Raw genomic sequence first — 14,121 nt, forward strand, 5'->3', positions numbered from 1 at the left:
TCTTTCTACTCAATACTTAAGAAAAGTGATTGGTTTTTAAACTTTGATGAAATCGCCCTGTAAACAGGGGTGATTTACATTTCTCTTAATTTTTCCTTAATTATTTCGAGGTATATTAGGCAACAATGACACGTGGAGAGGCCTTCAGGCATGCTAAGCTATAAAGATATTATTGCCTTGGTAAGTAAAGCGGCTCAAGAAACCAGAGATCTTGTTGTTTCTGCTTCAGATAAAACAGCTAATTTAGTTATAAAAGCATCTGAGAATACTCGTAAATTAATTCTACAACCCGCTGATAAAACAAGAATTCAACTTGAAGAAAAACTCCTTCAGAAGGACAAGTTTTTAAAGAATCAAAATAAAGCCAGTGCCTCTTCTATACTGTCTTCTGCATTAGTGCAAAATACTCCGCTTCAATCCAATAGTTTTTCTCTTGAAACATTATTCTCTTTTGTAATCCATGAAATTAACAAAAGTGATAAAGATCGAAGGCAGCATTTGAAAGCTATGTTTCTGAAAGCTATTTTGAGCAAAAATATAGCACTCTTTAAAGAGCTCATGATAGAGATCGCTCTTTATGATATTTCATATTTTGAACACCATACTAATCTTTTGGATTTGCATAATAAAGCCCCTCTCGCTATATTGAACTCCCCTGTTTTGGGGCTCGTTCAAAAAGAGCTCGCTAAAGAAGAAGTGAAGCCATTAATTTCTCTATTATTAAATGTATTTCAATCAATACCCGAATCATCAAATGATAAATCAGGTATTTGCCTCAGCATGCGTGCAAAGAAAGAATTACTTCCAAGACTTCTGGAGCAGACTGAAGTCCAAGTCAGAATGTCTGTACTTTCACAACTTACAGATTTATCTTTTGATTCATTATTGCCTGGTTTTAGACCCTCTATTGGTGATAAAAATTATATACCGGTCTTAATCACTCACAAACAATATTTACAGGTTATAACTAAAGAAATAGATCAATCAATTTTCATTACCTTGACGATCGGCTACTTAAAATCAAATAATCTTGCTTCAAAACAATTTTTACAAAAGCTGTCTGCTAACTATTTATTTGTTGACTATGAAGCGTGTATTGAATCAATTGGACAACATTTTCAACATCTAGCCTTACCCAAAGAGTTCCCTTTAGGATATGAGAAATTTATCCGCGCTATATGTCAAGAAGTTAGAATGTGTGATCCTCAAGGAAATGATACACGACGTTTTTTTGAAACACGCCTTGCGCAATACATTAATGGATTAACGCATTCGGAAGAAACCATATTTAGTAATAATCTAAATTGCCCTTTGAACAACTTATTTGATGACAATAAGTTAAGGTTCCAAACACTAAATGCTACGAACAAGATATTATATTTTTTCCTTGGTCCTGAAGGTATTGTAAACTCTCCCATAGAAATGGAAAGAAAAATTAGTATTTTTGCTAACGGATATAAGGATAAAGAAAAATACAATGCAGAAAAACTAGAACGGTTTATGAAAGCGTGTCATGTTTATCATAGAAGAGATCGAATTCCAAGAGCAAAATCAACTGGAATATTAGAAAGAAAATTTGAGACCTCTGCTGATAAAGTTGGGGAAGATACCTGGAATTCTTCCGGTGGCGTAATGCGTTCAACTTCGGCTACGTTCTTTGATGCACAACGTGTTCCTATGCGTAATATGTTGGTTGACTCCAGTGAAGTTTCACCAAAGAAGGAAGTAGAACCGCCACAGTGGTTTTGGTCTAATAACCGCTCTCGTGCAGCCTATGTGGGCTCAGTCTCAGGACATACATGCAATATTGTGTTTATGCTCAATTACTATATGCAAGCAAATCGAAAGGATCCAAATTTAAGTCAGGATATTAATCTATTTTTGGTGCAATTAGTGGCAGTATACACAAAGCGTGGATATCATAGCATGCTTGAAGTTATAGATGTTTTACATGACCCAGTGATCCAAGAGGTTTTTAAGGAAAATAATGTTACTCTGGATTTAACCAAATATTTCAGATTTGATCCCGATGTCGGAGCATTTCTTGAGTATGCAATGAATGATACTTCGATTTATGCCCAGGTTTTAGCAAGCAAACAGCATTTAAAAAAAGAGTTAGTTACATTCTTTTCTCCTGTGGTGTCTGCAAATAAGAGCGATGTCCAGTTAGAAAGCCCGGAAGAGAGCAAAATATTAAGCAGTAAGTTACTTAGATGATTTATATTGAAATAGGATAAAAAATGGCATTAATATCTCAACGTGTAAGTAAAATTATTTTATTAAAACTATTTCTTCACATCGGTTTATTTATTTTTCCTTCGCTATCAGCTGCCAATGTCAGTTTACTTAATTTAAGGGAAAACAACATGCATGAAAAAATAATTGTTGCAGATGCACGTAGCAGTTATCTTAACTCAATTAAATTCTTTAAATATAACTATCCGAAAGATCATTGGGCTATAGATTACACTAAAGCGGGAACATCAATTGCGCACGTAAAGTTAAAAGGTAAATACAATTACTCAATTATTTTAAATCCTACTGACTGCAGAGGATACAGGTCCATAATAAGATATCTGAATGACAGTAACTCGGATATTCCTTCGGCGCTGAATCGTCCATATACAGTTGCTGAAGAAAGAGGATTAAATGAAGTGACTGCAATGATGGAACGAGTCTATGAAAAAATGGGACTTATCCCCCAATTTGCTCAGCTTGGTAACAATTCACACTCCTTTGACGAGAAAACACGCGAAACTATTATTGGAAATGAAGAGGAGCCAGGTATGCTCCATCTTCATCTTTGGGGCAGAGGCGATCCTGAGCATGAATTTATTGCTGGTGTTCCTTTGCGAGGCCCAAAACCAGGTCTAATGTTTGATCTCATTGCCAAATCAAAGTCGGAACCCACAAATCAATTTGCGATTAAATGGGATCCTAAAGAACTGGAAATTGCTTTAACTGCATTTAAAAATATGTTGTCTCTTTACTTAGAATCAGACGAGTTTAAAGAAGAGTTTAGTGATTCTTTAGAAGTTTCAATTGATATGACCAAAGCTACTTCAATTGAATACTTGCCTACAATTAGTCAATAAATACGTTCAAACATTGCTGAACTATCATGGATTGCAAGTATCGAAGACAATCACATGATTGCTTCAGCAGAAAATCTATTCCTTAGATCAAATCTCCAACATGGCTATCCATTTTTCGATATATGGTAGCCTATAGGCTAATATTTTCTCATTAAAAATAAAGATGAGGAGCCTCTTCAATGTCGATTAAAAAGTTATGGAAGTGATTCATTTTCCTAGGGATAATGAATTATTTTATTATGGGAGTTTGTTTATTTCATTAGTAGCTGTCTTATATATTCTCTATTCTACGTATCATCAACTCTCTAATATCTAATAATGTGCATAGCTGCCAACTGTGAATTATCCAATTATCCAAAATCTAGCAAGCTACTATGTCCATTTTCATGCTTATTAGCATGTAAGTGAACTTGAAATTTCAGCCTCAACTTTCATCATTGATTTTGATTTGTTAACAGAAAAACTTCCTAAGAAAGTTAAAGGTAAAAGACGGGGCTTATTAAGCGCCAAGTAAAGCTCGGACTCGGGATTTTGAACTATTTTTCCTAGGACTTCTTCTCTATTTTTAAGATTTAATACGGCATCAACTATACCCTGAAGTTTTGTACCACTGTTAATCCAATAAGGATTCGAACTCCTTTTTCCTTCTTGCAAGCGAGCCATAGCTTCCATGATTTTTAATCCCATATTTCCCTGCTTACTTAAGAAAAGTATTGCTTCATTATAGGAAATATCCTCAGGAGGAAGATTAGTTATTTGTGGGACAAAAATAAGCTCTTCTGTTTCTAACTGACTTGCGAATTGTTGTTTAAGCATTTCGTATAGATTATTTAAATTCCCATCAATGAAGGGGAAATGTGCTACCAATTCATTGAGTAGATAAGGTGATGTACTAAAATTAGGGAATGGAGTTGTAGATGCAGAATGGAAGAGTGCATTTAGTTTATTTATTGTCTCAGTTGTAGCTGCTTCTTTCCCACCTTTATTTAATTGGTCAATAATCTGTTCAAAGGATGATAAAAATCCTACGTGGGTTAAAAATGCAGTAAGATTATTGTAAGCATCACAAGCAGATACTTGATGCTCACCCACCTTGATCATAATCGATGGAGATATATCAACAGACTCATCTGGATTACCACTCAAATAAGGCTCTAAGTTATTAACCATTTCAGTAATTAATGGCATTATTTTTGAAAGGTAATAGTCCCGTTTTAACAAAGCGGATATGATATACTTATAAGATTTAATTTGCTCTGATAATGTTTCTAGAGTCACTGTATTGGAGTGCTCCTTAAACTCTTTTAAGAGTTGTTGTTTTTGTTCTTTACTTAAGTCTTTATCTTCAAAAAAGTTTAAAAATGTTGTTAAGTTAGCTTCAGTAGCTGTTGCAGGTAAAATGAAATGAAAATGTTCATTCTGCTCTTTGTTTGATTTTTTTGCGAAAAGAAATGAGAGGCTTTTGTTATGAGTATAATGAGCAAAATCGTGCATCATTCCTTCGCCAATCGATAAAACTGAGTATCGACTTAATAGCTGTTCATATTTTTTTTGAAAATTTTCTAATTGAGCTTCAGGTACATAAATGCTAATAAAAGGACCGCTAATTTTAATTTTTTTAATAAGTGAATTTTCAGGAAATCGTTTTAAAAACATAATTTATGTCATCATGATAAGTTTTTGCCAAAATCTACCTCAATTTGACCTTAACTGCAACACATTGGATTTTCTTGAAATCAATGACCATGCATATTATTTGGAACTGTTTATATCTGCTTAGTATGTACGGTGATAACTACCTGATTTTTAATAATGGGATATACCGGAAATTGTAATTATTAAAAAAGAATACAATCACAGCTTAGGTTAGCATAGCAGTGCTTTGAATTAATCCTAGTCCTTTCTAGTTAGGCCTGGTAAATTGTATCTAGAACTCTAGGGCATTACCGTTTTCTTCATAAAGTTGTAAAGCACAATCTGGGCGATATTTTTTTTTATATTTTTCGTACTGGGTTGAAAAATCTATTCTTTGCATATTACTTTTAAAATATTCAATAGCATCTTCATCACCAAAGCTTACAGAAAGGTCAAGCCAGTCAAAACCAACAATCCAATCACACTCTAGTTCGGGAAACTCTACCTCAATATCATCATCCATTTCTTGTTTTAATGTTGTAAGATCCGCAAAAGCGACAAGTGCCAATTCTAATTGAGCACTGCTATAACGTTGTTTACCGGAATCTGAAACAATTCGCTTGGCTATAATCAAAGTATTTCGCAAATATTCTTCAAAAGAAATTTGTTGCTTAAGAGTTTTAAAAAATCGTTTCATTCTGTAATTGAAAAAAAAGAATCAATTATGTGTAAATTTTTGTCTCATGTAAATGTTTTTTTATAAAACTAGAGTCTGTTGATATTTCATTTAATTCCGCCTGCTTTATGCGCGTGCTCTATACAGAGACACACTAAAATGTAGCTATTGTTTAATGCTGCCTTTACTTGGATTACGCGCATAAAGAGCAGGACGTAGGTTAATGAAGCAATTGTCAACAGAGCCTAATTCATTTTCATCAAATCAAAATCGTAGGTTCCGCTGCGTTACAACTATGCTTATATAAGCTTAATTAACTATCCAATTGAACATAAATATCACGTGCATCAGATAGGCCATGATCATCTACTATTCTGACAACAAATTTTCCTGGTTTTGCGTTCCATAAGTACGACTCTCCTGCTTTAGTTTTTGCAATAAATGTCTCATTAATAAACCAATAGACATTAGCAATGCCTGCATCAGTTACGGCAGTAAGAGGAATGGTATTATTTTGCTGCGAATCAGCCCGAATAATATAGCTGATACCGTTTTGTGGCGAAGTAATGTGCGGATTAATACCAGAGTTTCCAGATAAGTTACAATCAGACTCAAAAAATGGTGGAATATGTCTTTGTATTCCAGCTCGCTTAAAAATACTCAGTAAGTCTGAAGGCCAAAACTCAAAAATTTCAAAGCGCGTATGTTCATCAATGTGACAAGTACGCAAACCTGTCTTGCTATTAATAGCAACCTCTCGATAAATTGTATCTGTTTTTATTGGAGATTTTCCAGGAATAAACCAGCTCCACTCAGTATCTTTGCAATAACGAGTAGGAAGCATTCCTGAGGCCTTGCATACTTCTACTTTTTTCAGATTCATCTGTTCTGGATGTTTTTCTAAAGCATGTATGGGCCCATGTTCATGTTTTAATGCATCAACTAATTCAAAAAACAAGGGAGCAGCGATATCTTTACCAATAAATGCTGGATTGGCTTTATTGTCAAAATTTCCCACCCAGACTGCTAATACATAAGGGCCGAATACTCCTACTGCCCACGCATCGCGATAACCTGATGAAGTTCCAGTTTTCCAGGAAATCGGCAAACGAGACCAAGCCCTGGAAACATCATCCAGACGTGGAGTATTTTTAAGCATATCTAATACTAGATAGCTTGCCTCTGGGCTAAGCAAACGCACCCCTTTGGGCTTCGCTTCATTTTTAAATGCGCGAATTGGATACCAAAGTCCATCATTAGCTAACATGGCATATAAACTGACAAGCTCTTTCATCGTTAATTCCACACCACCTAAACTCAGTGATAGACCATAGTAGGATTCAGAACGTAATTGACTGATTTGAGCCTTTTCCAATAATTGATGTAATGTCGGATTAGATAATTGATTGGCAAGATAAATTGCAGGAATATTACGACTCAAAACTAAAGCATCCTTAGCTTTAATAGGCCCCATAAAATCATAATCAAAGTTCTCTGGGTTATAACCATTAAAACTATGCGGAACATCTTTTAAAACTGTATCTGGGTGAATTAAGCCTTGATCCAAAGCCAACCCATAGATAAATGGCTTTAGTGTGGATCCAGGCGACCGTTTTGTTTCTGTACCATTAATTTGTCCGCTAATGCCAGGATTAAAAAAATCAGCCGAACCCAACATACCTTTAATGCCCATATCTCGGGTGTCAACGAGTAAAACAGCTGCATTATTTACACCAATCCCCCTTTTTCTGGCGAGATAATGATGCGTAATACGTTCGATAATCATTTGGCTACGATAATCCAAAGTGGTATCAATACTTTGCTGTTTAGTTGCTGGATCATACAAAATCTCATTTACAAAATGTGGTGCCCTAAAAGGGAGCATATGTGTATTTTGCATCACCAAAGGTAAGGCAAACATGCCCTTTTTATTATGATCTTCCGGATGTTTATTTAACCATCGTCCTAATAAATGCTCTCTAATTTTTTTTAATTCCTTATTATTAGGTGTCCTTTTACCAGGATTTTGCGGAATAATGCTTAAAGTTAAGGATTGCGGCAAAGTAATTTGATTAACAGATGTTCCAAAATATACCAAACTTGCTGCCCCTACTCCTTCAACATTTCCACCATAAGGTGCCAAATTTAAATAGGCTTCCAAAATTTCTTTTTTGCTGTAGTGCATTTCAATTTGTATGGCACGGATGATCTGCAATAATTTCCCTGATATTTTTTTTGAATTCATGCCATAACGCATCCGAGCAACTTGCATGGTAATTGTAGAAGCACCTATCCTACGCGATTGTGCGCCATACGTTTGCCATATGGCTTTTATTGTTGCCCAAGGATTAACGCCATAATGCCAATAGAAATATTGATCCTCTTGTAATAAGGTAGCTTCGATCAGCTGATTTGATATATGCGATAAAGGTGTAAACAATCGATATTTCTCATCTTGGCTTAATGTCAATCTCAATAACTTATGATTGTCATCATAAACCGCTTTAGAAAAACTTACGTCGTCTAACAAAGTAGGTTTTGGCAGAAAAAATAATAGCAAATAGACGCTGACAAATATCGCAACAAATATTATGCTAAGTTTTTTAAATATTTTGTTCATAGTCGCTATTATGCCCTAAATAGAATAAAATATGTGCAAAATTTTTTGGCACAATTCACCACTTGGAATAAATGATGAATAAAAATCCGCTAACTATAATACTAAATGCATTATCATCTGTATTTGGCAAATTAAACTGGCGTAGCCCACCGTGGATGAAGTACTTGTGCTATAAATCAAAATCATCTCCAAAAATGTTTTGGGGAAGTAGCCTTTTAATAGTGCTCATTTTAATTATTGCTGGCTATTCAATACATTGGTATAAAAATTTACCAAAACCTATTTATACCACTGCGCAAATTACAGTTCCAGACATAACACCAAATACTGAAGAACAATTAGTTGCTAACAACTTGATTATTGATTTTGGAATAAAAAATAACGGATTTATTAATCAATCAGTAGCACCGCTTAGCCAGGTTGGAAAAACTGTCACTGAAGGCATAGAAATGACTCCCCAAATGCCTGGAACATGGACATGGAATACCGACAGTCAATTAGTTTTTACCCCCTCGGAATATTGGCCCGCAGGACAAAAATTTACAATACGTTTTGCCCCTGACTTTTTTACATCCAGTGCAATTATGGAACGCCATGAGTATGCCTTTTCTACTCATTCTTTTAACGGAAAAATAACTGAATTTAAACTGTATCAAGATCCAGTACATGCTGAAATTAGAAATGCCGTAGCTACTATAGAATTTAATTTTCCAGTTAATCCTAAAAGTTTGGAAAAAAACGCTTCATTGGTGTATCAAACGAAATCAGGACCTGCGGCCGAAAAACTTTCTGTTACTTTTACATATGATAAAAATAAGCGTGTAGCCTATTTACATTCAGAAACAATAAAAATAGACAATGTAGCACGGTTTTTACGCTTAACCTTAAACAAAAATGTGACTTCATCTACTGATTCTGCCCAATTGCAAAATGAATTATCGCAAAATCTCCTGATCCCTAGTGCCCAAGATTTTCTTAAAGTTCTTTCTGCTTCGGCATCTATTATCCGTAACGATAAAGACAGACCTGAGCAAGTACTGAATGTTGAAACCTCACTGGGTATAAATGAAAATGAGTTTAATAAATCAGTTCATATTTATTTATTACCTAAAGATCGTCCTGCAACAGTCGCTGAAGCGGCTAAAGAGAATTATCAATGGCAAAATCCAGGGGAAGTGACCAAAGCGGTCCTGGCTCTAGCTAAGCCTTTAGCCAAAGAAGAGATACCTACAGAGCAAAACTACTCTACCTTGCATAGTTTCAAATTTAAGGCCGATACCCCCCAATATATCTATATTAAAATAGATAAAGGAATGCGGAGCTTTGGTAATTTTACGTTAGGAAATGAGTATGCAGCGATCATCCCTGTTCCTACAATACCTAAAGAGATCAGTTTCCTGCACAAAGGTTCGCTTCTTGCTTTAAGTGGGGAGAAAAAACTATCAGTATTGGTCCGAGGTGTGCCTGCGGTAAAGTTTGATTTCGCACGCGTATTGCCAGAAAATATTAACCAATTAGTCACTCAAACCCAGGGCGATTTTAACAATCCATATTTTATTAATCCTACATTTAATCAACAAAATATCAGTCAAATATCTTCAGAAATTCAAGAATTTGATATTTCAGATTTAGCAAAGCAACAGTATACCGCGCTTGACTTCAGTAAGTATTTAACAATGAATACGAATACACTGGGTCCTCAAGGATTATTTTTGTTACAAGCCACTGGATGGGATACTACAAATAAAACTGCATTGGATGTAAAAGCAAGCCGTATGATTTTAATTACTGATCTGGCATTGTTGGTAAAAGACAATCAAGATGGCAGCCATGACGTTTTTGTTGATTCCATAACGCAAGGAACCCCAGTTGCTAATGCAACAGTAACTGTTTTAGGTAAAAATGGCTTGCCTATTCTATCCCGCGTCAGTGATGCACAAGGTCGAGTGAATTTTCCGCCTTTAAAAGACTTTGTAGATGATAGAGAACCTACTGTATATTTGGCTCAATTAAATAATGATGTTTCATTTATTCCATTCAACAATGCGAATAGACAATTAAATTTCTCTAAATTCGATATTGGTGGTCTTTATACTAATAATCAAGAATTACACAGCTTAAGTGCTTATCTTTTTTCTGATAGAGGGATCTACAGACCAGGGGATACAGTTCATATTGGTATGATAGTCAAGCAAGCTTATGCTCAACCGCAACCTGGAGGGTTACCACTACAAGCAACTGTAGTTGATTCAAGAGGAACTACAATTAAAGATGAAAAAATTACCCTTAATGATTTGGGGTATATGGATCTGGATTTCACAACAAATGCAAGCTCGCCCACCGGCGAGTACATGGTTAATTTGTATCTAGTTAAAGATGGATACCCACAAAACTTACTTGGTTCTACAAGTATTCGTATTTCCGAATTTTTACCAGATAGAATGCGAATTTCTACTAGTCTCTCTCCAAAGCCATCAGCTGGGTGGAGTTCTCCTTCGGGATTAAAAGGAGAGGTAACTCTTTGGAATTTATATGGCGCCCCTGCTACTGACCGAAAAATCAGCGCTAAAATTTTATTAGTTCCTCAAAAAGTTGAATTTGATAAATATCCCGATTACGTCTTTATTGATCCTTTACTAGATCCCCAAAAACCACCTAAGGTGTTCACTGAAACATTAAATGACGGTAAAACAAACAATAAAGGTGAAGCAGAATTTGATTTGAATCTTGACCGTTTTGAAAAAGCGACTTATCAATTAACATTTTTTGCCGAAGGTTTTGAATCGGAAGGCGGTCGTAGTGTAACAAGCCAAACTAAAACATTGATTAGTCCTCTACCCTATTTTGTTGGATACAAACCGGATGGTGACTTATCTTTTATTAAGCAAAATAGCACCAGAAGCGTTAATTATATTGCGATTAACCCCCAATTAAATAAAGAAGAAATTAAAGACTTAAAGATACAACTGGTTTCTTTACATCCAGTTACAACTCTAGTTAAAAAAGCTGATGGTACTTATCAATATCAATCGGTTATTCAATCTACAGTTGTCAGCACCACCCCATTTAATATCTCTGCTCAAGGAGCTGATTATCCTCTACCCACACAACAAATTGGCGATTTTTCCTTAAGCATTCTTGGAAAAGATAATACTGTACTTAATCAGTTAAAATTCAGTGTGGTAGGTGCCAGTCAACAGCCTCTAGCTAAAAATGCCGAATTATCAATCAAACTCAATAAAACTGAGTATCAAGCCAATGAGGACATTGAGATTCAAATCACCGCACCCTATACTGGCTCTGGCTTAATTACTATAGAACGTGATAAGGTTTATGCAGCTCAATGGTTTAAAACAGATACAACAAATTCAGTGCAAACCATTCACATCCCTGCTGATTTTCAAGGAGATGGATATATTAATGTCGCCTTTATACGCGATTGGAGCTCACCTGAACTCTTCATTAGCCCACTCAGCTATAGCGTTGCCCCTTTCACTGTCAATCATGAGACTCACGATGTAAAAATTGATCTGCAAACCGCCGCCGTAGCACGTCCTGGTGAACCATTCACTATTGATTATCACACAGATAAACCAGGAAAAATTATTGTGTTTGCTGTTGATGAAGGTATTTTACAAGTAGCACGCTATGAGACTCCGGATCCTTTATCATTTTTCTTCCAAAAGCATGCTCTTGAAGTTTTGACCCAACAAACAGTGGATCAAATCATGCCCAAATTCATTCAGGATCGTGAGCTTTCTGCTGTTGGCGGTGACAATGGTGAAGAAGGTATGGCAAGTCGTCTAAATCCTTTCAAACGAAAAACTGATCTACCCGTAGCTTATTGGTCAGGGATTGTTGATACTGATTCAAGTGCCCATCAGTTAGTGTATCAAGTTCCCGACTACTTTAATGGAACATTACGAGTCATGGCAGTAGCGGTATCATCTGACTCAGTCGGTTCACAAGAGACCTCTGCCGAAATTCGCGGAGATTTTATTATTAATCCCAATGTTCCAACTTTTGTGGCACCGGGTGATGAGTTTGAAATCTCTTCATCAATTGCAAATAACATTAAAGGTTCTGGAGAGCACGCTCTCGTTAATGTAGATTTGATTGCTTCACCTGAAATCGAAGTAATTGGCTCTCCGACACAAACATTAGAAATTGCGGAAGGCCATGAACAAACTGTTCATTTTAAATTAAAAGCCAAATCACTTTTAGGTGACGCCAAGTTGAGCTTTAAAGCAAGCATGGGCGACAAGTCCAGTACTATGAGTGCGACGCTTAGTGTCAGACCTGCTACACCGCTTAGTACTTACATCAATAGTGGTAAATCAACAGATGCCCAAAAAACTTTGGATGTTATGCAAACATTATATCCTGAATATCGCAAAGCAAATGCAACTGCTTCTACTAGCCCCATGATTTTGGTATTTGGTTTACAACGTTACCTGGATAATTATCCTTATGGTTGTACAGAGCAATTAACAAGTAAAGCCCTTCCATTATTAGCAATGAATAATCAAACTGGATTTGGTGGCGAAGCAAAACAAGTTAATGAAAAAGTAAACGCTACAATTCAAATGTTAAGCCAAAGGCAGATGTCTAATGGCGGATTTAGTTATTGGCCAGGACTGGGTGACAATCAGGGTAATGATTTTTCCTCAGTTTATGCAATGCACTTTCTGACTGAAGCGAAAACCCAAGGATTTAATATTCCTAGTGACCTTTTCTTTAATGGGATTAATTACCTTAAAACCTTGGCAAGTCAAAATGTAACAGATATGGATGCAGCAAGAATTCAAGCCTATGCCATTTACATTTTAACTCGTAATGAAATAGTAACTACCAATTATCTGGCTAACTTGCAATTGTATCTGGAAAAAGATCAAACAAAGGCTTGGCAAACAGATATTTCAACAGCCTATATTGCTGCTTCATATCAATTGCTGCAAAGCCATGATGAAGCAAATCAATTAATTGGTTTGTACAAGCCACAAAATAATCAAGCCTATATTACTGATTTTTATAGCAGTGCAATTGCTGATGCTCAGTATTTATATCTTGTAGCCAAACATTTTCCTAATTTATTACCACAAGTTGGAGATGGACTGGTTAAGCGCTTAATTCAAGCGATCAATAATGATGAAATCAATACGGTTTTATCTGGTTTTACGAGCTTGGCTTTAGGGGCGTATCATCCAGCTTTATCAAATGATCAGGCACCTGCTTTATCAATGACAAAAATCATGGACAATAATAAAGAGGTTAATATCCCTGCTGCGAATGTGGACTATCAAAAAATTGATATTGAATCTGATGTCCAAAAAATTCGCTTTAACAATCCTGACAAGAAAACATTTTTCTATCAGCTCATGCAATCAGGTTTTAATCGAGTTATTCCGAATGCTCCATTAAAACAGGGCTTGGAAATCTTCCGAGAATATAAAGATGCCAAAGGAAATGTGATTAGTTCAACAACCCTAGGGAGTGAAATTGAAGTACATATTCAAATTCGTGCATTAGGTAGCGATTATTTATCCAATATCGCGATTGAGGACCTATTACCTGGCGGATTTGAAGTGGTTAATGACTCTGTAAAAAATAATAATACAATGGATTATGTTGACGTACGTGAAGATAGAGTGAATTTTTTTGGTGGTGTTGAGTCTGCTGCTAAAGAAATTGTTTATAAAATCAAGGCTGTGAATATAGGAAAATACATTGTTCCACCTGCATACGCCGAAGCAATGTATAATCCTAATACCAAAGCCCAAGGTGTTTCTTCTGTGATTACAATTACAGAAGCACCGTAATACTTGAATTGTTCGAGTAATAAAGTTCAATTGTAGCCTAATTGAAGGAGAGCAGTAACCCGAAAAATCTGTGATACAAAACCGGGTTCCGCTACGCTGGCTCAGGCTACAATTATAAGTTAATTGTTTAGCTAATTTTTTAAACATGGAACTCAAAATAAAGTAGATTTTATTACATTTTAAATAAATCTATTTTAGATTTAGGGAATTAGATAAATCAGGACACAAGTACCATTCAATATGATTGGATAAAAAGAATTTTTAATATGTAAATGG

General features: G+C 35.6%; 6 protein-coding genes. 3 read left to right on the plus strand and 3 right to left on the minus strand.

The features are described from left to right. The first annotated feature begins 150 nt into the window (after positions 1-150). Together ceg14 and DGG96_RS14645 are read left to right on the plus strand one after the other, a co-directional pair. Positions 151-2,217 carry a Dot/Icm T4SS effector Ceg14/sidL gene (gene ceg14, locus DGG96_RS14640; RefSeq protein ID WP_110143396.1) on the plus strand — a complete coding sequence of 689 codons (2,067 nt, stop codon included), beginning with the start codon at positions 151-153 and terminating at the stop codon, positions 2,215-2,217. Between the two features lie 23 nt (positions 2,218-2,240). Next, positions 2,241-3,095, plus strand: coding sequence for a hypothetical protein (locus DGG96_RS14645; protein ID WP_110143397.1), 855 nt, complete (start codon positions 2,241-2,243; stop codon positions 3,093-3,095). Between the two features lie 393 nt (positions 3,096-3,488). On the opposite strand, the gene DGG96_RS14650 is transcribed toward DGG96_RS14645, so the two are convergent. The 3 genes from DGG96_RS14650 to pbpC form a co-directional block, all read right to left on the minus strand. After that, a complete protein-coding gene (locus DGG96_RS14650; protein ID WP_110143398.1) occupies positions 3,489-4,751 on the minus strand; it encodes a hypothetical protein in 1,263 nt (420 codons plus the stop codon). 271 nt (positions 4,752-5,022) lie between these two features. Continuing rightward, positions 5,023-5,427: a hypothetical protein gene (locus tag DGG96_RS14655; protein WP_110143399.1), complete on the minus strand. Its 405-nt coding sequence runs from the start codon at positions 5,425-5,427 to the stop codon at positions 5,023-5,025. A 292-nt stretch (positions 5,428-5,719) separates the two neighbouring features. Further along, positions 5,720-8,026, minus strand: coding sequence for a penicillin-binding protein 1C (gene pbpC, locus DGG96_RS14660; RefSeq protein ID WP_110143400.1), 2,307 nt, complete (start codon positions 8,024-8,026; stop codon positions 5,720-5,722). 74 nt (positions 8,027-8,100) lie between these two features. Here pbpC and DGG96_RS14665 point away from each other — a divergent pair, with 74 nt between their 5' ends. After that, complete coding sequence (locus tag DGG96_RS14665; protein ID WP_110143401.1) at positions 8,101-13,845, plus strand: alpha-2-macroglobulin; 5,745 nt, start codon at positions 8,101-8,103, stop codon at positions 13,843-13,845. Positions 13,846-14,121: the final 276 nt, after the last annotated feature.

The organism is Legionella qingyii (assembly GCF_003184185.1).

Excerpts from the sequence above, each read along its gene's own strand:
- ceg14 (WP_110143396.1), top strand. The coding sequence starts at position 151 with ATGCTAAGCTATAAAGATATTATTGCCTTGGTAAGTAAAGCGGCTCAA.
- DGG96_RS14665 (WP_110143401.1), top strand. The coding sequence starts at position 8,101 with ATGAATAAAAATCCGCTAACTATAATACTAAATGCATTATCATCTGTA.
- DGG96_RS14650 (WP_110143398.1), bottom strand. The coding sequence starts at position 4,751 with ATGTTTTTAAAACGATTTCCTGAAAATTCACTTATTAAAAAAATTAAA.
- DGG96_RS14655 (WP_110143399.1), bottom strand. The coding sequence starts at position 5,427 with ATGAAACGATTTTTTAAAACTCTTAAGCAACAAATTTCTTTTGAAGAA.
- pbpC (WP_110143400.1), bottom strand. The coding sequence starts at position 8,026 with ATGAACAAAATATTTAAAAAACTTAGCATAATATTTGTTGCGATATTT.
- DGG96_RS14645 (WP_110143397.1), top strand. The coding sequence starts at position 2,241 with ATGGCATTAATATCTCAACGTGTAAGTAAAATTATTTTATTAAAACTA.